The sequence below is a fragment of the Sanguibacter sp. TS_SC_8 genome (assembly GCF_055361235.1).
The window spans coordinates 3,609,324-3,628,906 of record NZ_CM143955.1 but is presented as its reverse complement, the minus strand read 5'-3'; the positions used below and the strand labels follow the sequence as shown (position 1 = coordinate 3,628,906).

Here is a 19,583-nt window from a genome sequence, read left to right as displayed (position 1 = left end):
TCGATACCACGCAGTCCCCGTCACGGAAGCAGGCCCTTGTATGTCCGCAGGTCGCAAACTCGTCATCGTGGAGTCACCTGCCAAGGCACGCACGATCGCCGGCTACCTCGGCGACGACTACGAGGTCGAGGCGAGCGTCGGTCACATCCGCGACCTGCCCCAGCCCTCGGAGATGCCGGCGGACATGAAGAAGGGGCCCTTCGGCAAGTTCGCGGTCAACGTCGACGGCGGCTTCGAGCCGTACTACGAGGTCTACGCGGACAAGAAGAAGAAGGTCGCGGAGCTGAAGAAGCTCCTCAAGGACGCCGACGAGCTCTACCTCGCAACCGATGAGGACCGCGAGGGCGAGGCCATCGCCTGGCACCTGCTGCAGGAGCTCAAGCCCAAGGTCCCGGTCAAGCGCATGGTGTTCCACGAGATCACCCGCGAGGCCATCAACCGGGCGCTGGAGAACACCCGCGAGCTGGACACCCGCCTCGTCGACGCCCAGGAGACCCGCCGCATCCTGGACCGTCTCTACGGCTACGAGGTCTCGCCCGTGCTGTGGCGCAAGGTCCGCCAGGGCCTGTCCGCCGGGCGCGTGCAGTCGGTGGCCACCCGCCTGGTCGTCGAGCGCGAGCGCGAGCGGATGGCCTTCGTCTCGGCGAGCTACTGGGACGTCTCAGGAGAGTTCACCACGCTCGCCGGCCCCGACGCGGGCGAGTGGTTCTCCGCCAAGCTCACGCAGGTCGACGGCGCGCGTGTGGCCTCAGGCCGGGACTTCACCGACGCCGGCGTGCTCAAGTCGCCCGACGGCGTCGTGCAGCTCGACGAGGTGGCCGCCGCCGCGCTGGTCACCGCGCTGGCCGACCAGCCCGCCCGGGTCCGCAGCCTGGAGACCAAGCCGTACACCCGTCGCCCGGCGGCTCCGTTCACCACCTCGACGCTCCAGCAGGAGGCATCCCGCAAGCTGCGGATGTCCTCCCGCCAGACCATGCGCACCGCGCAGTCGCTGTACGAGAACGGGTACATCACCTACATGCGTACGGACTCCCCGGCGCTGTCCACGCAGGCCACCGACGCCGCGCGGCGTCAGGCCGCCGAGCTGTACGGGCCCGAGTTCGTCCCGTCCGCCCCGCGCGTCTACACCTCCAAGAACAAGGGCGCGCAGGAGGCCCACGAGGCCATCCGCCCCGCCGGGGACGCCTTCCGCACCCCGGCGCAGGTCTCCCGCGAGATCAGCGGCGACCAGTTCAAGCTCTACGAGCTCATCTGGAAGCGCACGGTCGCCTCCCAGATGGCCGACGCCCGCGGGTCGACCGCGTCGCTGCGCCTGGCCGTGACCGGCACCCTCGGTGCCGACGCCCCGACCATCGGACGCACCGCGCCCGGATCGCCGACCGAGGCCGTCTTCGCGGCGTCGGGCACAGTCATCACGTTCCGCGGCTTCCTCGCCGCCTACGAAGAGGGCCGCGACACCGAGCGCTACGACGCCGAGGGCGCGAAGAAGTCCGACGACGACGCCCGCCTGCCGCAGATGGCCGAGGGCGACGACCTGTCCTCGCGCGACCTCGCGGCCGACGGCCACGCGACCTCCGCCCCGCCGCGCTTCACCGAGGCGAGCCTGGTCAAGGCCCTCGAAGAACGCGGGATCGGTCGCCCGTCGACGTACGCCTCGACCATCTCGGTCATCCAGGACCGCGGCTACGTGCTCAGCCGCGGCCAGGCCCTCGTGCCCAGCTGGCTCGCCTTCGCTGTCATCCGGCTGCTCGAGGAGCACTTCGGCCAGCTCATCGACTACGACTTCACCGCCGCGATGGAGGCCGACCTCGACGCGATCGCGGCCGGGGAGACCGAGCGGGTCGCGTGGCTGACGAAGTTCTACTTCGGCGACGACGGCTCCGGGATCCCCAGCGGCGAAGGCCTGCACGAGCTCGTCGAGAACCTCGGCGACATCGACGCCCGCGAGATCAACTCGATCGCGATCGGCGAGGGCATCACCCTGCGGGTGGGACGCTACGGCCCCTACATCGAGGACACCGCTGCTGAGGTCGCCGAGGGGGAGAACCCCCCGCGCGCCTCCGTGCCCGACGAGGTGGCTCCCGACGAGCTGACCGTCGCCAAGGCCCGCGAGCTCCTCGAGACGCAGGGCGAGGGCGACCTCATCCTGGGCGAGGACCCCAGCACCGGGACGACCATCGTGGCCAAGGGCGGGCGCTACGGTCCGTACGTGACCGAGCTGCTGCCCGAGCCAGAGTTCGAGGAGGGCCTCTCGGCCGCCGCGCTCAAGCGGGCCAAGGCCGCGCTGCCCAAGCCTCGCACCGGCTCGCTGCTCAAGACGCAGTCGTTGCAGACGATCACTCTCGAGGACGCGCTGCAGCTGCTGTCGCTGCCCCGGGTGGTGGGCGTGGACCCCGAGACCGGTGCGGAGATCACCGCGCAGAACGGCCGGTACGGCCCGTACCTGAAGAAGGGCACAGACTCCCGGACGCTGGCGAGCGAGGAGGCCATGTTCACGGTCACCCTCCCCGAGGCGCTCGAGATCTACGCCCAGCCCAAGCGCGGCCGCGGGGCCACCGCCGCGCCGCCGCTCAAGGAGCTCGGCGAGGACCCGACGTCGGGCAAGCCGATCGTCATCAAGGAGGGACGATTCGGGGCCTACGTGACCGACGGGACGACCAACCGGACGCTGCCCAAGGACATCACCATCGAGGCGATCACCCACGAGCAGGCGGTCGACCTGCTCGCTGAGAAGCGCGCCAAGGGGCCGGTCAAGAAGACGACCCGGGCGGTAGCGGCGAAGAAGGCCCCGGCCAAGAAGGCGCCCGCGGCGAAGACGGCTGCGGCCGCCAAGACGACCACGGCGAAGACTGCCGGTGCCACGACGGCGAAGGCTCCGGCGAAGAAGGCGCCCGCGAAGAAGGCGCCCGCGAAGGCTCCGGTGAAGAAGGCGGCACCCGCCGCGGAGTGATCGGCGGGCGGCGTGTCGTCCCCGGTGACGACCCTGTCAGCGGTGTCGGCTAGCGTTGTTCCATGACCTCCCACACTGATGTGACGACCTCCCCCCTCCCGGTGCCCGGTCCGCACGAGGCACCCGCCCTGCGCTGGGGCATCCTGGGCGCGGGCTGGATCGCCGGTTCCTTCGCCGAGGCCGTGACCTCGGCGACCGCGTCCACGGTCGTCGCGGTGGGGTCACGCTCAGCGGACAAGGCCCGCGCCTTCGCCGAGGCGCACCTGGGCGCCGACGCCGCAGGAGCGCACCTGCACGACTCCTACGAGGCGCTCGTCGCCGACCCGGACGTCGACGTCGTCTACGTCGCGACGCCGCACTCCCACCACCGCGAGCACGCCCTGCTGGCCATCGCCGCGGGCAAGCACGTGCTCGTGGAGAAGGCGTTCGCCCGCAACGCCGCCGAGGCGGCGGACGTCTTCGAGGCCGCACGCACGGCTGGGGTGTTTGTCATGGAGGCCATGTGGACCCGGTTCCTGCCGCACATCGCCGCGATCCGCGCGGTCCTCGCGAGCGGGGAGATCGGCGACGTCATCACGCTGACCGCGGACCACGGACAATACTTCGACGTCCCTGACTCCCACCGCCTCCTCAACCCCGACCTCGCCGGCGGTGCGCTGCTCGACCTCGGGGTGTACCCCGTCTCCTTCGCCCACGACATCCTCGGTGTGCCCGAGTCGATCACCGCGGTCGGCGCGCTCACCTCGACCGGGGTCGACGGGCAGGTGTCGATGATCCTCGGCTACCCCGGTCGCGCGCAGGCCGTGCTGACCACGACGCTGTGGGCCGCGACACCGACGGCCGCCACGATCACCGGGACCAAGGGACGCATCGAGATCGACGGCTATTTCTACGCACCGACCGGCTTCCGCGTCGTGCTGCGCGACGGGACGCGCCGTGAGGTGCCGCGCGCCGAGGTCGCCGGGCTTGCCTACGAGGCGGCCGAGGTCGCCACCCGGGTGCAGGCCGGGGACACCCAGTCCGAGCGGATGAGCTGGCAGGGCACCCTCGACGTGCTCGCGGCCATGGACGAGATCCGCCGGCAGGTCGGCGTGATCTTCCCCGGCGAAGGAGCAGCAGCATGACCGTCCAGCCCGTCCTCGTCTCCGGGGTCCTGCCCGACCCCCGCGACGCACCCCCGCTGCGGTGGGGTGTGCTCGGCGCGGGCTACATCGGTGGGTCCTTCGCCGACGCCGTCGCTGCGCACACGTCCGGCACCGTCCTGGCCACCGGGTCGCGCGACGTCGCCAAGGCCGTGAAGTTCGCGGCCGAGCACGGGATCGAGCGGCCCTACGGCTCCTACGAGGAGCTCGTCGCCGACCCTGACGTCGACGCGATCTACATCGCGACCCCGCACTCCCACCACCACGACCACGCGCTGCTCGCGATCGGGGCCGGCAAGCACGTCCTGGTGGAGAAGGCCTTCACGCGCAACGCCTCCGAGGCGCGCGCCGTGGTCGACGCCGCTCGCGGCGCCGGGGTGTTCTGCATGGAGGCGATGCTGACCCGGCACCTGCCGCACGTGGCGGCGCTGCGGGAGATCATCCGCCGCGGTGACATCGGCGAGGTCCGCGAGGTCCGCGCGGGCTTCGACGTCGACATCCCCTTCGACGCCCAGCACCGGATGTTCAACGCCGAGCTGGCCGGTGGGGCCCTGCTCGACCTGGGGATCTACCCGCTGGCCTTCGCGGTGGACCTGCTCGGGTCTCCCGACGAGGTGCGCGCGACCGGTCTGCTGACCTCGACCGGGGTCGACGCGCAGGACACGATCGTGCTGCGGTACGGCAACAGTGCCCTCGCCACGCTCAGCACGTCCGTGCGCACGCACGCCCCGAACACCGCCACGATCGTCGGGTCGACCGGGCGGATCGACATCGCCGAGCGCTACCTCATGCCCACGACCTTCATCGTCACCGGAGCGGACGGCATCCCGCGGGAGTACGACGGGCGGGTGCGTGGCGCCGACGGTGAGCTCTTGGACGAGGGCAAACAGTTCGAGGCCGCCGAGGTGGCCCGCTGCGTCGCGGCCGGGCTGACCGAGAGCCCGCGGATGACCCTCGACCAGAGCTTGGAGCTCATGGAGATCATGGACAGCATCCGCGCGCAGATCGGCGTGCGCTACCCGGGGGAGTGAGGCGGGCTACGCGGCGTCGGTCGGGTCGGTCGGGGAGCTCGGGTCCGGCGCGACCGGCGTCACGACGACGTAGCTGTTGCCGTCCGGGCCGACCACCCGGGTCAGCTCGGTGCGCAGGGCGACGTCGCGGCCACGTTCGGCCTCGGTGACCGCGCGCACGGGAGCGGTCGAGTCGCCGACCTGGGCGGGTCCGAAGATCGGCAGCAGCCCTTCGGTGATCCGCAGTCCCGCGGACCGCTTGTCTGCGCGCTTGAGCGGGCGACGTCCGAACATCTCAGGTTCCCAACTTCTTGGTGCACAAATGATTCGTGTACCAAGGATACCCGCGACGTGCCTACGATGTCACCGTGACGCCTTCGCAGACCACCACCGACCCGGTCGAGCCGAGCGACGCTGTCGACTCCGGCGACCACGACAGCGACCGTGACCGTGACCGTGACCGTGACCGTGACCGGAACCGGGATCGGGGCTCCGACCGGGACCGCGACTCCGCGGCCGACCTCGGGGTCAACCCGCTCGCGCTGGAGAGCCAGGTCTGCTTCGCCCTCTCGGCTGCTGCACGCGCGATGGTGGCGATCTACCGCCCACTGCTGGAGCCGCTGCACCTGACCCACCCGCAGTACCTCGTCATGCTCGCCCTGTGGCAGCACGGGGACCTGTCGATGAGCGAGATCTCCGGCCTGGTGCACCTGGACCCGGCCACCGTCACCCCGCTCGTGCGACGTCTGGAGGCCCTGGTGTACGTCGCCAGAACCCGCTCGAGCAGCGACGCCCGAGTGGTGACCATCTCCTTGACCCCGGCCGGACGGGAGCTGCGGGCGGTGGCTGAGGGCATCCCCGCGCAGGTGGTGGCGCGCACCGGGATGTCCGTCGCCGAGCTCACCCAGATCCGGGTCGCCGCCACCAAGGTCGTCGACGCCGGCCAGCGCGCCGGAGTTCTCTGACCGCCAGTCCGTGAGACAGGCGTCCCCTCCCGCGCGGCGACTCCCTCGTGCGGTCCCTCCCGCGAGGCGAACCTCGCCTCAAGCTCGTGAACCCCGCGCCGAGCTCGTGACCCGTTCGCCGAGCTCGTGACCCGTTCGCCGAACTCGTGAATCGTTCGCCGAGCTCGTGAGCCAGGCCCGTTCTGCGGCCCGTCCGGTCGCTCATTCACGAGTTCGGCGAGCCATTCACGAGTTCGGCGAGCCGAGCGCGAGTTCGGCGCCCCCGGCGCCCCGGCGCGCACCGGGGGGACGCGGGAGGGTGGAGTCGACTCTCGTTCCTAGAGGTCGACGACTCGGAGCGTGCCGTCGGCCTCGAGCGCGACGGCCACCCGGGTGAGTCCGGGTGCGTGAGCGTCGGCGTCGAGCTCTCCCAGGTCGTGGGTCCCGTCGACGGCGAGCGTCGCGCACCCCGCGGCCCGCCCCGAGGCCAGGCCGGCCGGGGCGTCCTCGACGACGAGGCAGCGTGACGGGTCGAAGCCCAGCAAGGCAGCCCCGAGCACGAAGGGCTCCGGGTCCGGCTTGCCGAGGGTGGTCTCGTCGGAGGTCACCACGACCGGCGGGATGACCAGGCCAGCCGCGGCCAGGCGGGTCAGGGCGAGGTCGCGGGTGGCCGAGGTGACAACCGCGTGCCGGTCCTGGGGCAGAGCGGCCATCAGGGCCACGGCCCCGGGAAGGGCGAGGACGCCGTCGGAGTCGGCCAGCTCGAGGGCGTTGATCCGGGCCAGGGACGCCTCGACCTGCGCGGGCGGCACGAGCTCCTCGACGAGGTCACGGGCCGGGCGCCCGTGGGAGATCCGGAACGTCGTGGCGTCGAGACCGTGCTCGCCGGCCCACTGCGCCCACGCGCGGTCCACGGCGGCGATCGAGCTGATCAGCGTCCCGTCCATGTCGAAGAGGATGGCGTCGAAGGTGCGGTCGGCGAAGGCGAGGCCGGGAGTGAGCATGCCCACGACCCTACGTCGCCCGCCGAGGGCGAGTCACGACGCCCGACCGGAAGGTCAGTGGTCGCAGATAGGCTGGGCCCGTGAGTTCACAGGAGCAGTCAGGGGTCTTCATCTCCTTCGAGGGCGGCGACGGCGTCGGCAAGTCGACCCAGTCGCGCCTGCTGGGGGAGTGGCTGCGAGAGGTCACCGGTCGTGACGTCGTCTGGACGCGGGAGCCCGGCGGGACCGAGCTCGGGCTGGTGCTGCGCCAGGCGGTCCTGCACGGGGACCACATGGACCCGCGCACCGAGGCGCTGCTCTACGCCGCCGACCGCGCCCATCACGTCGCCTCCGTCATCCGCCCGGCGCTGAGCCGCGGGGACGTGGTCATCACCGACCGCTACCTCGACTCCTCGATCGCGTACCAGGCCGGTGGGCGGACCCTGGCGATCGACGAGGTCGAGAACCTCTCGCTGTGGGCCACCGAGGGGCTGCTGCCCCAGGTCACCATCCTGCTCGACCTCGACCCCCGGCTCGGCGCCGCGCGCCTCACCGAGGCACCGGACCGGTTGGAGCGCGCCGGCGACGAGTTCCACCTGCGCACCCGCCAGGCCTTCCTCGACCGCGCCGCCCTGGACCCGGGCCGCTGGGTCGTGCTCGACGCCGGCGCACCGATCGAGACGATCGCCGCGCAGATCCGCGACGCCGTCACCACCCGCCTGGGTCTCACCCCACGCCCCGCCCCCCGCACCACCCAGGTCGGCTGACATGTCGGTCTGGGACGACGTCGTCGGGCAGGAGACCGCGGTCGCGGTGCTGCGCGGGGCGATCGCGGACCCCGCGGCCATGACCCACGCCTGGCTGCTCACCGGGCCGCCCGGGTCCGGGCGCTCCAACGCGGCGCGCGCCTTCGCCGCCGCGCTGCAGTGCGAGCAGGGCGGCTGCGGCCACTGCCAGGCCTGCACGACGACGCTCGCCGGCACCCACGCCGACCTCACCGTCGTCGCCACCGAGAAGGTGACGATCGCGATCGACGAGGTGCGCTCGCTCATCATGTCCGCCTCCCGCACCCCGTCCCAGGGCCGCTGGCGGGTCATCCTCATCGAGGACGCCGACCGCATGGCCGAGCGCACCACGAACGTGCTGCTCAAGGCGATAGAGGAACCGCCGCCGCGGACCGTGTGGCTGCTCTGCGCACCGAGCCCCCAGGACGTCATGGTCACCATCCGGTCCCGCTGCCGCGGCGTGAGCCTGCGCATCCCCCCGGTCGCGGACGTCGCGGCCCTGCTCATCTCCCGGGACGGCGTCGACCCGGCGACCGCGCTGACCAGCGCGCGCGCGGCGCAGTCGCACATCGGCCTCGCGCGGCGCCTGGCCCGGGACGCAGGCGCCCGGGACCGGCGCTCGGCCGTGCTCGCCATCGCCCGGCGCATCCGCGGTGTGCCCGACGCCGTGATCGCCGCCGGCGAGCTCGTCGAGGTCGCCCAGACCGAGGCGAAGGCGGCGACCGAGGAACGTGACGCGACCGAGAAGGCAGCCCTGCTGCGCTCGCTGGGGGCCGAGGCCGGCCAGACGCTGCCGCCGTCGCTGCGGTCCCAGGTCAAGCAGCTCGAGGACGACCAGAAGCGCCGGGCCACCCGGCGCCAGCGGGACGTGCTCGACCGCTCCATGATCGACCTGCTCTCCCTCTACCGCGACGTGCTCATGGTCCAGCTGCAGGCCGGCGTCGAGCTGGTCAACGTCGAGCTCGACGAGACGGTGCGCACCCTCGCGGAGGAGTCGACCCCGGAGCAGACGGTCCGCCGGTTGGACGCGATCGGCGTGGCTCGCACCCGCCTCGGCGGGAACGTCTCGCCCGTGCTGGCGCTCGAGGCGATGGCGATCGCGCTGCGCCCCCAGGGCTGAGACCAGCTGAGAGCAGCCCGGACGTGTCCGGACACGGCCCAGACAGGGTCTAGAGTGCGGGTTCTTTCCAGGACCTCCCCACCCGGGAGTGACACCCGACCTCTAGGTTCGTTACGTTTGTCTCGTGACCTTCGCCCGTAGCGCCTCGACGGCGCCCGCAAACTCCGTGCCGCTCTCCGACCTGGCGGCTTCGCCGTCCACCGGGAGCGCGCCTCACCGGCCGTCGAGCCGTCGAGGCCGCACCGTGGCAGTGCTGGCGGGAACCGTGCTGGTGCTCGCCGGCTGCACCGCACCAGCGGCCAAGGTCCAGACCGGGGTCACCCCGAGCGACCCCGGGACCGCCACGACCGCGCCGGATCCCGGCGCCGACGGGATCCCGGCCGAGCTGTTGCCCTACTACGACCAGACGGTCGACTGGACCGAGTGCGGGTCGAGCTTCGAGTGCGCCGACATCATGGTCCCCCTCGACTGGGACGAGCCAGCCGGGGACACGATCACGATCGGCGCCAAGCGTCACCTCGCCGACGAGACGCGGATGGGCACCATCCTCATCAACCCCGGCGGGCCGGGCGGCTCGGGAGTGGGCTTCGTCGAGTACACGCCGTTCTTCTTCGGCACCGCGCTGCTCGACAACTACGACATCCTCGGCTTCGACCCGCGCGGTGTCGGGGAGTCCAGCCCGGTCTCGTGCCTGACCGCCGCCGAGCGCGACGTCGCTGACGCGAAGACGTACACGATCGACGACGCGGGCCTGGCTGCCATGGAGGCTGACGCCACCGCCTTCGGCGAGGCGTGCCTGGCCCAGACCGGCGACGTGCTGGGTGAGGTGGACACCCAGAGCGCCGCCCGGGACATGGACGTCATCCGGGCGGTGGTCGGGGACCCGCAGCTCAACTACCTCGGCTTCTCCTACGGGACCCAGCTCGGGGCGACCTACGCCGGGATCTTCCCCGAGAAGGTCGGGCGGATGGTGCTCGACGGCGCGATCGACCTGCGCCTGACCTCCCACGAGCAGAGCCTGCAGCAGGCGGTCGGCTTCGAGAACGCCCTGCGCGCCTATGTCACCGACTGCCTCGAAGGCAGCGGGTGCCCGCTGACCGGGACGGTCGACGAGGCCATGGGCCAGGTCGAGGCGCTCTTCGAGCAGATCCTCGCGAACCCGTTGGCCACCGACGACCCGGCGCGCCCGCTCACCCAGACGCTCGCCTTCTACGGGATCGCACAGCCGCTGTACGCACCGGAGCTGTGGAGCACGCTCACCGCCTCCCTCACCGACGCCGTCAACGGCGACGGGACCGCGCTGCTGGCCAGCGCCGACTCCTACAACTCCCGCAACCCGGACGGAACCTACGCCGACAACCAGGGTGAGGCGTTCCGGTCGATCAACTGCCTCGACGGCCGCGGAGAGACCGACCGTGCGGTGATGGACGCCGAGGCGGCCGAGATCCTCGCGGCCGCGCCGACGATGGGTGGCTACTTCGGCTACGGCGGCCTCGGCTGCAAGAACTGGCCGTTCCCGCAGGTGGAGCAGAACTTCGACCTGGCCGCCCAGGGAGCGCCGCCGATCCTGGTGATCGGGACGACGAACGACCCGGCCACCCCGTACGTGTGGGCCCAGGGGCTCACCGAGCAGCTCGACTCAGGCGTCCTCGTGACCTACGAGGGCGAGGGGCACACCGCCTACGGCAGGTCCAACGCCTGCATCCTCGACACGGTCGACGACTACTTCGTCGACGGGACGGTGCCCGCGTCGGACCCGATGTGCTGATCGGTGCGGCTCGACGCGGCCCATTTTGGTGTAGGGCGATTCCGCTTGTAGAGTTAGCGCCGGTTCTTCACCTGGGTCAGTGACTCGCTCCGGACACAGGAGAAGCCCGCCGCCTTAGCTCAGTCGGTAGAGCGTCTCACTCGTAATGAGAAGGTCAACAGTTCGATTCTGTTAGGCGGCTCCATCGCTGCAGGCCAGGCCCGACGGGCCTGGCCTGCAGTCGTTTCGCCACCTCCAGGGCCGCAGGGTGCTGAGTCCCGTGAACCCCAGTCCGACACCGCCCAGCAGTCGCCCCGCACCGGACCCGGGGTCCCCAGAACGGTCTCCGGCTCACCCCTCGAACGGGCGGAGATGTCCCAGATCCGGGTAGATCAGTACCGAATGATCACGCGGCTTGTCGTATATATGTCCGGTACTCCTAACAAAGGTTGACGCCGGGAAAACGCTCGCCTAGCCTATGAGCAGCCGCTTACGGGAAGTGGCTGACGCATGACGACGGGGTCCCCCAGCTGAGGCGACCCGTGAAGGAGACACAATGAAGCGTTCTCACGGAACTCGGCGCAACGGTGCGCTGAGCGTTGGTGCAGCGGGACTGGTGCTGTCGCTCGTGGCGGCCTGCAGCTCGGGCGGAACCGACGACGACTCGTCCTCGGGCGCGGGTGGGGAGACGATTCAGTTCTTCCTCTCCGGTGACGCCAACCAGGGCGGCGGCTTCGCCCACATGGCCGCGAAGTACAAGGAAGAGACGGGCGTGACGGTCGAGATCGTCGACATCGCGAACTCCGACCTTCCGACCAAGCTCAAGAACGCCGCGCAGGCCGACGACATGCCGGCGCTCGCTCGCGTGGGCGCGGTGGACCCGGTGTGGAAGGACCTCACCGTGGACCTGTCCAGCGTGACCGAGGGCAGCGACATCGCGGTGGACCTCGCGGCGGTGGACGCCGACGGCAAGGTCCTGGCCGTCCCCACCGACATCACCGCGGTCGGTCTCTTCATCAACAAGACGCTGTTCGACGAGGCGGGGGTCGCCTACCCGACCAGCGCGGAGGACATCTGGACCTGGGACGAGTACGTCGCCGCTGTCAAGGACGTGCAGGCCAAGACCGGTACCTCCTACGGCATGGTGATGGACCGCTCCAGCCACCGCCTCAAGGCGTTCCTCTACCAGTTCGGCTCGGAGTTCTTCCAGCCGGACGCGGACGGCACGTTCTCCAACAACGACGAGACCAAGGAAGCGTTGGAGTACTTCTCCACGCTCAACGACGACACGTTCATGCCTCGCTCCGTCTGGCTGGCCGACGGCGACCCGAACGCTCTGTTCAAGAGCGGCGACGTCGTGTCGTACATGTCTGGGTCCTGGCAAATCGCCGACTTCACGGCGAACATCGCCGACTTCGAGTGGGCGTCCGTCCGGCTCCCCATGCAGCCGGTCCGCGCCACCAACTATGGCAACGCGGCCAGCATCGTCGTCTTCGACGGCACCGGCCAGGAAGACGCAGCTGTCGACTTCGTGACGTGGCTGTACGAGCCGGAGAACTACACCGAGCTCGCCGAGACCTCGGGCTTCCTGCCCGCGATCGAGGGCCTCGAGGTGGAGTACTCCGCCAATGCTGAGGACTACGAGCTCTACAACGAGGAGATCGCGGCGTCGCCCCCGATCGTCGGCGAGATCAAGGCCAACGAGCTGGCCTACGAGATCCTGGGCGTCACCACCGAGGGCGACCCGGTCCGTGACGAGGTCGTCAAGTACCTCAACGGTGAGCAGGACGTGGACACCACGCTCCAGAACATCAACGACCAGCTCAGCGACCAGCTGGGCGCTCTCCCGACGAGCAAGTAGTCGACGGGGCTGGCGCGTCTGGTGACGCGCCAGCCCTTCGTCTGCGGGGGCCTGCACCGACGCCGGCACCGGCTCGCTCCCTGCTCCCCTCCGTGAACTGAGGACAGCGATGACTGCACTATCACAGCCGATAGCCACGACCCAGGCGCCGTCGCCAGGGCCGGTTCGCCGCCGAGTCCCCCGCGGTCGGACCCTCGTCCCGCTCGCCTTCATCTCCGTGGCGCTCGTGCTCTTCCTGACCTTCTTCGTCTGGCCGGGGGCGCTCGGGCTCATCTACTCCTTCACCGACTACCGCGGTGTGGGCGACATGAACTTCGTCGGCACGGAGAACTACTCCAAGCTGTTCGCGGACGAGGCCTTCTACGGCGCGATGACCCGGACCTTCCTCTACACGATCCTTGCCGTGCCGCTGCACTACGTGGTCGCGCTCGGCATCGCGATGCTGCTGGTGTCCTCCCTGGCCAAGGGCAAGTCGACGGCTCGGGTGATCTTCTTCCTCCCGTGGCTCATCTCGCCCATCGTGGCCGGTGTCATCTGGCGGTGGCTGTTCGGGGAGAACTTCGGGATCGTCAACTACGTCATCGAGCTCTTCGGCGCTGACGGGTTGAGGTGGCAGACGAACGCGACGCTCGCGCTGGTGCTCATCCTCGTCGTCGGCACCTGGGGTGGCACGGCCTTCAACATGCTGCTGTTCATCGCGGCGATCCGGAACGTGCCCAAGTCCTACCTCGAGGCCGCCTCGATCGACGGGGCGTCGTCCTGGCAGAAGTTCCGCAGCATCACGCTCCCCCTGATCGGCCCCACCTCCTTCATGGTGATCCTCTTGACGACGATCGGATCCATGAAGGAGTTCGCCATGATCCAGGCCTTGAACGACGGCGGACCAGGCACCCAGAACATGTTCATCGTCCAGTACATCTACCGCACGGGATTCGAGCGGGCCAACATCGGCTATGCCAGCGCGGCGTCGATGGTGCTCATGGTGATCCTCGTGGTCATCGCGCTCATCCAGATGAGGTTCGACCGGAAGCGAGACCTCTCATGAAGTTCGGCCGTTCCTTCCCGAGCACCGCCGTGATGTGGCTGCTCGCCCTGGTCTACCTGTTCCCCGTGCTCTGGTTCGTCCTGAGCTCGTTCAAGCCCGGCTCGGAGCTCTTCAGCCTGCCGCTCTCCATCCTGCCCGAGACGTGGACCACGTCGGGCTACCAGACGGCATGGGACAGGTTCGACTTCCGCCAGTACTTCCTCAACACCTCGATCGTAGCGGTCGTGACGACCTTCCTCACCGTGGTGGTCAGTGGCGTGACCGGCTACGCCCTCGCCAAGTACGACGCCTGGTGGCTGCGGGTCTTCTTCATCTGCATCCTCGCCACGACGATGCTCCCCACCGAGGTCATCATGCCGTCCTCGTTCGCCGTGGTCCGCGACCTCGGCCTCTACGACACCCTGGCCGGCATCATCGTGCCCTCGATCATCACCGCGACCGGGATCTTCATGTTCCGGCAGTACTTCTCCACCATCCCCAACGAGCTCATGGAAGCGGCCCGGATCGACGGCGTCGGGGAGTTCGGCCTGTTCTGGCGCATCATGGCGCCGCTGGCCAAGCCGATCGCCGTGGTGCTGGCGATCTTCTCCTTCCAGTGGCGCTGGAACGACTACATCTGGCCGCTGCTCATCCTGCGCGACCCGGACCGCTACACGCTCCAGGTGGCGCTGCGCAGCATCGTGGGAGCCGACAACATCGACTGGTCCGTGCTGCTGGCCGCCTCCGTCATCTCGTTGATCCCGATGATCTTGCTGTTCATCGTCTTCCAGCGGCAGATCATGAGCGCGGACATCAACTCCGGCCTCAAGGACTGAGAAGGAGACACCGTGCTGGCGACCCTGAGAGATGCCGCTCGCGACCACCTCGCCGCGCTGGGCGACCCGGGTGACCCCGCCGCCGCCGAGCAGCGCAGCCGCGGGCACCGCGGTGTGATGAGCATGGTCAAGGCCGCGGTCGTGGTGGGTGTGGCCGACGCCGCACCCACCCCTGAGCGCATCGCCGCGGCGTCGGGGTGGCTGGCCGAGCTCGAGGAGCTCCAGGACCCGACGGGCCTGTTCTCCTCCAGCGACAACCTCGCCTCGCCGCCCGACACCGCGTTCACCCTCACCGACATCGGCCTCGTCCTCGCGCTGCTGCGAGACCACCCGTGGCCGGGTGACCTCGCCGACCGGCTCGAGGGCGTGCTGCGCCGAGCGCTGCCGGCCGTGGTGGCCGGCGGCGTGCACACCCCCAACCACCGCTGGGAGATCGCGGGGACGCTGGCCCAGGCCGGTGCGCTGCTCAAGGACGTGGCCGCCACCGATCGTGCGCTCGAATGGCTGCGCGAGGGGATCGACGTCGACGACGACGGCATCTACTCCGAGCGGAGCCCCAACTACGCCGCGCACGTCACGAACCCGTCGCTGCTCACGCTGTCCGAGGTCCTGGACCTGCCTGACCTGCTCAGGACCGTCCACACCAACCTGCACGCCCAGCTCGACCTCACCTCCCCGGACGGATCCGTCGAGACGATCTGCTCGCGCCGCCAGGACCAGACCGGGGAGCCGTTCCCGCTCGGGCCTTTCCTCTCCCAGCTCGCCCGGTTCGCCGCGGCCTGCCCGCGCTGCCGCCAGGCGACCGCCCGCGCCGGTGCCGCGGCCCGCGTCGACCCGGTGGACGCGGTGGTGCGCGCGATGCTCGACGACGACGTCCGCGACGGCTTCGAGGCCGCCCGGCACACGGCGTCTCCTCCGGAGGCCGGTGAACGCTCGTTCGCGTCCCTCCACCTGCTGCGTCGCTGGCGCGGCCGCGACTGGACCACCGTCTACGCCGGCTCGGACGTCCCCGCCGCCGGTCGGGTGGCCTCCGGCCTGGCCTGCAACCCGACCTTCCTGCGGCTCGGGCTGGGAGACGTGGGCGTGGACTCCGTGCGCCTCTCCCGCGACTTCTTCGGCCTCGGGCCGGTGCGCCCCACCACGATGGACCGCCGCGGGGACCGCGTCACGCTGCGCGAGGAGGTCTCGGCCGGCTACTACCAGCCCCTCCCTGCCGAGCGCCGGCGCCCCGGGGGCGACTACGCCCTCGAGTTCGAGGGCAGGTTCGCGGCGTCGATGGCCTTCAGCGAGCGCGCGGTCGACCTGCTGCACCTGCGCACGACGATCGACGTGGACCTTGTCGACGACGGTGTCACCCTCACGGTCGAGACCGACGGCACGGTGGCGGCCCACGTCCTCGAGCTGGCCTTGCCGGCCGGTGGTGAGCTGGCCGGCGCCGTCGAGCTCGGCGCGGGGAGATTCCACCTGCGCAGCGGCGAGGCGACGTTCACGCGCGGAACCGACACGCTGGTCATCGGCACGGTCGCCGATCCCGGTCCGGAGAGCACCGGAGTCAGCGCCGCGGCCTACCGGCCGGGGGAGGCGTACACGTTCCTGGGCGGGACGGACGCCGTCGGCGGGATGCGTCTCTACGTCACGTGGACCTCACCGGGCACGACGGCGCTGACCATCCGACGGGCCGCCTGACCCGTCGGACGGTCTGCCCGTCGGAGGTCCCTGACGCTCAGGCAGCCAGGGACCGCAGGTACGCCATCGAGGTGCGCACGTCGCCTGCGGGACCCTCGCCGTCGGGCGCCGCCGCCAGGATGGTGTCCTGCTCGAGCACGTACCAGCCGTCGAAGCCGACCCCCTCGAGGGCGCGCACGATGCGGGGCAGGTCGACGTCGCCCTGACCGAGCGGGACGTAGATCCCGGCGCGCACCGCGTCGGTGTACGTGAGCTCACCGGAGCGGACCTTGGCGGCCAGGTCGGCGCGCACGTCCTTGGCGTGGACGTGGTTGATCCGCGACGCCCAGCGGTCGGCGAGCTGCGCCGGGTCGCACCCGCCGATGAGAAGGTGGCCGGTGTCCAGGCACAGCGGGATGGTGCTGCCGTGCAGGACCTTCTCGACGTCGTCGGCGGTCTCGACCATCGTGCCCACGTGCGGGTGGAGGGTCGCGCGGATCCCCCGCGCGGCCGCGACCTGCTGCAGCCGGTCGAGGTTGGCCAGCAGCGTGGCCCAGCCGGCGGCATCGAGAGTGGGGCGGGCGTCGTAGCCGTCCGTCCCCGTGGCGGCAGCCAGGACGAGCACGTCCCCGCCTGCGGCCTCGAAGCTGTCCAGCTCGAGCTCGACGGCGGGAGCGGGATCGTGGGACGGGTCATGCAGGAGGACCGGCACGAAGGCGCCGACCGCCTGGAGGCCGAACGGCGCGATGGCGGCCGCGCGGTCGGCGGGGGCGAGGGGCAACCAGCCCTGGGGGCCGAACTCGGTCGCGGTCAGGCCGAGGTCGGCCATCTCGCGCAGGACCCGGTCAGGGTCGAGCTGGAAGCCCCACCCCGGTACCTCACACACGCCCCAGCTGATGGGGGCTCCGGCGATGTTCATGTGACTAGCTCCTTCGATGGGGGTGCGTGGGGTCGTGCAGAGTCGTGCGGGGATGCGTGCGGGGTCAGGCGACGCGGACCGTCTGGCCGGTGCTCGCCGAGAGGGTGGCGGCGTCGGCCAGGACGAGCGCCTCGCGCCCGTCCGCGAGCGAGGGGCTAGGGGCCACGCCGTCCCGGATCGAGGTGACGAAGTGCTCCAGCTCGGCCGCGTAGGCCTTGGTGTAGCGCTCGAGGAAGAAGTCGAGGAACCGCCCGTTGGCCCCCGACGTCCCGGCGTCGTTGAACCGCACGGCCGTGGCCGTGTGGTTGAGCGCCTCGAACGACCCGAGCGGCCCGAAGGCCTCCAGGCGCTGGTCGTACCCGCTCGCGCAGTGCCGCGAGTTGATGATCGTCGCGACGGCGCCGCTCGCCGCGGTGAGGGTGAGCACCGCCGCGTCCCAGTCGCCGGCGGCCTCGATGTCGGCGTCGAGATGCTGCCCGACGGCGTGCACGTGGGTGATGTCCCCGAGCATGAACCGTGCCATGTCGAGGTCGTGGATCGTCATGTCGCGGAAGATCCCGCCCGACCCGGCCACGTAGGAGGCGGGCGGGGCCGCCGGGTCGCGGCTGATGATGGTGAGCTGCTCCAGGGGCCCGATCGCGCCGCCGCGCACGCGGGCGTGGATCTCGGCGAAACCGGGGTCGAACCGCCGGTTGAAGCCGACCATGACGCGGTGCGCCTGGTCGCCGACGGCCTCGACACAGGCATCCACCCGGGCGAGGTCGAGGTCCACGGGCTTCTCGGCCAGCACGGCCTGGCCCGCGGCGACGGCCGCCATGATCTGCTCCACGTGGAAGCGGGTGGGGGAGCCGACGATGACGGCGTCCACGCGGTCGTCCGCGAAGACGTCGTCCACGACGGCGCTCGCGCGGGCTCCGGAGGTGCCCGCCAACCGGTGGGCCGCCGCGAGGTCAGGGTCGGCCACGAGCACCAGCTCGCAGTCGGGGCGCTGCGCGATGGACGCGGCGTGGACGGCGCCGATGCGCCCGGCGCCGATGATGGCAATTCTCAGCATGGAGGTCTCCAGTGACTTCACGTCGGGACGGGGAGGGCTACTTCTGCGAGTCCGCAGAGAAGTGGAAGGAGGCGGCGGTGCGCGCGGCCTCGCGGTGCGGCCAGCGCTGGGTGGTGACCTTGCCGCGGGTGTAGAACCGCACGCCGTCGGGCCCGTACACGTGGCTCTCGCCGAAGAGCGAGTCCTTCCAGCCGCCGAAGGAGTGCCAGGCCACGGGCACCGGGATCGGGACGTTCACCCCGACCATGCCGACCTTGACGCCGCGGCGGAAGGTGCGCGCGGCCTCACCGGAGGCGGTGAAGATCGCCGTGCCGTTGCCGTAGGGGTTGGCGTTGATGACGTCGATCGCCTCGGCCAGGTCACGGACCCGCACGATGTCCAGGACCGGCCCGAACACCTCCTCCACGTACACGGTGTGCTCGGCCTTGACGTGGTCCACCAGGGTCGGTCCGACGAAGAAGCCGCCCTCGTATCCGGGCACGGTGATCCCGCGGCCGTCCACCACCACGGTGGCGCCCTCGGCCTCGGCCGTGGCGATGAGGCCCTCGATGCGTGCCTTCGCCGCGGCCGTGATGACTGGCCCCATGTCGGCGCCGTCCTGGTCTCCGGCCGTGACCTTGACCGCACGCGCCTTGTCGGCGAGCCGGGCCACGAGGGCGTCGGCGATCGAGTCCTCCACGACCGCGACGGACAACGCCATGCACCGCTCCCCGGCGGCCCCGAAGGCAGCGGCGGTGAGGTGGTCGACGGCGTCCTCCAGGTCCGCGTCGGCCAGCACCACACCGTGGTTCTTGGCCCCGCCGAGGGCCTGGACCCGCTTGCCCTGGGCCGACGCGGTCGCGTGGATGTACCGGGCGATCGGCGTCGAGCCGACGAAGGAGATCGCGGCGACGTCGTCGTGGTGGAGGAGGGCGTCGACGACCGTCTTGTCGCCCTGGACCACGCTGAACACGCCGTCGGGCAGACCGGCCCGCTTCCACAGGTCGGCGAGGAAGAGGGCGGCGCTGGGATCACGCTCGGACGGCTTGAGGATGAAGGCGTTGCCGCAGGCGATGGCCACCGGGGCCATCCACAGCGGCACCATGACGGGGAAGTTGAACGGGGTGATCCCGGCGACGACGCCGAGCGGCTCACGCACCGAGAACACGTCGATGCCGGTCGCCGCCTGCTCGGAGTACTCACCCTTGAGGAGGTGCGCGAGGCCGCACGCGAACTCCACGACCTCCAGGCCGCGCCCGATCTCGCCCTTGGCGTCGGAGACGACCTTGCCGTGCTCCCGGCTGACCAGCAGCGCCAGCTCGTGGGTGTTGGCCACGAGCAGCTCGCGGAAGCGGAAGAGCACCCCGGACCGCTTCGACAGGGAGAACTGCGACCACGCCGCGAAGGCGGCCGAGGCGGAGGCCACGGCGACGTCGACGTCGGCGGGGGTCCCCAGCTCGAGCTGCGCGATCACCTCACCGGTGGCCGGGTTGAACACGGGCTGGGTGGCGTCGCCGGAGGCGGCGCGGGTGGCGCCGTCGATCCAGTGGCTGATGGTGGTCAC

The 19,583-nt window shown here is 70.8% G+C and carries 16 protein-coding genes and 1 tRNA gene; 12 read left to right on the top strand and 5 right to left on the bottom strand.

Annotated features, from left to right (window positions below):
• Positions 1-40: 40 nt before the first annotated feature.
• The 3 genes from topA (at position 41) to ACWA15_RS16320 (ending at position 5,123) form a co-directional block, all read left to right on the top strand.
• Positions 41-2,950, top strand: coding sequence for a type I DNA topoisomerase (gene topA, locus ACWA15_RS16330; RefSeq protein WP_464056557.1), 2,910 nt, complete (start codon positions 41-43; stop codon positions 2,948-2,950).
• A 62-nt stretch (positions 2,951-3,012) separates the two neighbouring features.
• A complete protein-coding gene (locus ACWA15_RS16325; protein ID WP_464056555.1) occupies positions 3,013-4,074 on the top strand; it encodes a Gfo/Idh/MocA family protein in 1,062 nt (353 codons plus the stop codon).
• Positions 4,071-5,123, top strand: a complete 1,053-nt coding sequence (locus ACWA15_RS16320) for a Gfo/Idh/MocA family protein (RefSeq protein WP_464056553.1) — start codon at positions 4,071-4,073, stop codon at positions 5,121-5,123. Before ACWA15_RS16325 ends, ACWA15_RS16320 begins: the two co-directional genes overlap by 4 nt.
• Before the next feature lie 6 nt (positions 5,124-5,129).
• Here the strand turns inward: ACWA15_RS16320 and ACWA15_RS16315 are convergent, their stop codons facing one another.
• Positions 5,130-5,396: a hypothetical protein gene (locus ACWA15_RS16315; protein ID WP_464056552.1), complete on the bottom strand. Its 267-nt coding sequence runs from the start codon at positions 5,394-5,396 to the stop codon at positions 5,130-5,132.
• 74 nt (positions 5,397-5,470) lie between these two features.
• On the opposite strand from ACWA15_RS16315, the gene ACWA15_RS16310 reads away from it, so the two are divergent.
• Positions 5,471-6,067 carry a MarR family winged helix-turn-helix transcriptional regulator gene (locus tag ACWA15_RS16310; RefSeq protein WP_464056550.1) on the top strand — a complete coding sequence of 199 codons (597 nt, stop codon included), beginning with the start codon at positions 5,471-5,473 and terminating at the stop codon, positions 6,065-6,067.
• Between the two features lie 317 nt (positions 6,068-6,384).
• Here ACWA15_RS16310 and ACWA15_RS16305 read toward each other — a convergent pair whose 3' ends face one another.
• A complete protein-coding gene (locus ACWA15_RS16305) occupies positions 6,385-7,050 on the bottom strand; it encodes an HAD-IA family hydrolase (protein WP_464056548.1) in 666 nt (221 codons plus the stop codon).
• 80 nt (positions 7,051-7,130) lie between these two features.
• On the opposite strand from ACWA15_RS16305, the gene tmk reads away from it, so the two are divergent.
• The 8 genes from tmk to ACWA15_RS16265 all read left to right on the top strand — a co-directional run bounded on the left by tmk (position 7,131) and on the right by ACWA15_RS16265 (position 16,088).
• Complete coding sequence (gene tmk, locus ACWA15_RS16300; RefSeq protein ID WP_464056547.1) at positions 7,131-7,796, top strand: dTMP kinase; 666 nt, start codon at positions 7,131-7,133, stop codon at positions 7,794-7,796.
• 1 nt (position 7,797) lies between these two features.
• Positions 7,798-8,934, top strand: a complete 1,137-nt coding sequence (locus ACWA15_RS16295) for a DNA polymerase III subunit delta' (RefSeq protein WP_464056545.1) — start codon at positions 7,798-7,800, stop codon at positions 8,932-8,934.
• Positions 8,935-9,178: 244 nt separating this feature from the next.
• Positions 9,179-10,702, top strand: a complete 1,524-nt coding sequence (locus ACWA15_RS16290; protein ID WP_464056543.1) for an alpha/beta hydrolase — start codon at positions 9,179-9,181, stop codon at positions 10,700-10,702.
• Positions 10,703-10,810: 108 nt separating this feature from the next.
• A tRNA-Thr gene (locus ACWA15_RS16285) sits at positions 10,811-10,886 on the top strand.
• A 351-nt stretch (positions 10,887-11,237) separates the two neighbouring features.
• On the top strand, positions 11,238-12,542 hold the full coding sequence (locus ACWA15_RS16280) for an ABC transporter substrate-binding protein (protein ID WP_464056542.1): 1,305 nt from the start codon (positions 11,238-11,240) through the stop codon (positions 12,540-12,542).
• Positions 12,543-12,651: 109 nt separating this feature from the next.
• The gene (locus tag ACWA15_RS16275) at positions 12,652-13,587 is read left to right on the top strand and encodes a carbohydrate ABC transporter permease (RefSeq protein WP_464056540.1); all 936 of its coding nucleotides are present in this window, start codon (positions 12,652-12,654) and stop codon (positions 13,585-13,587) included.
• Positions 13,584-14,402: a carbohydrate ABC transporter permease gene (locus tag ACWA15_RS16270; protein ID WP_464056539.1), complete on the top strand. Its 819-nt coding sequence runs from the start codon at positions 13,584-13,586 to the stop codon at positions 14,400-14,402. Before ACWA15_RS16275 ends, ACWA15_RS16270 begins: the two co-directional genes overlap by 4 nt.
• 12 nt (positions 14,403-14,414) lie before the next feature.
• Positions 14,415-16,088 (top strand): hypothetical protein, encoded by a 1,674-nt coding sequence (locus ACWA15_RS16265; RefSeq protein ID WP_464056538.1) that lies wholly within the window; start codon positions 14,415-14,417, stop codon positions 16,086-16,088.
• A gap of 37 nt (positions 16,089-16,125) precedes the next feature.
• Here the strand turns inward: ACWA15_RS16265 and ACWA15_RS16260 are convergent, their stop codons facing one another.
• The 3 genes from ACWA15_RS16260 to ACWA15_RS16250 all read right to left on the bottom strand — a co-directional run bounded on the left by ACWA15_RS16260 (position 16,126) and on the right by ACWA15_RS16250 (position 19,583).
• The gene (locus ACWA15_RS16260) at positions 16,126-16,986 is read right to left on the bottom strand and encodes a TIM barrel protein (protein WP_464056537.1); all 861 of its coding nucleotides are present in this window, start codon (positions 16,984-16,986) and stop codon (positions 16,126-16,128) included.
• Between the two features lie 64 nt (positions 16,987-17,050).
• Positions 17,051-18,040 (bottom strand): inositol 2-dehydrogenase, encoded by a 990-nt coding sequence (gene iolG, locus ACWA15_RS16255; RefSeq protein WP_464056536.1) that lies wholly within the window; start codon positions 18,038-18,040, stop codon positions 17,051-17,053.
• A 37-nt stretch (positions 18,041-18,077) separates the two neighbouring features.
• Complete coding sequence (locus ACWA15_RS16250) at positions 18,078-19,583, bottom strand: CoA-acylating methylmalonate-semialdehyde dehydrogenase (RefSeq protein WP_464056535.1); 1,506 nt, start codon at positions 19,581-19,583, stop codon at positions 18,078-18,080.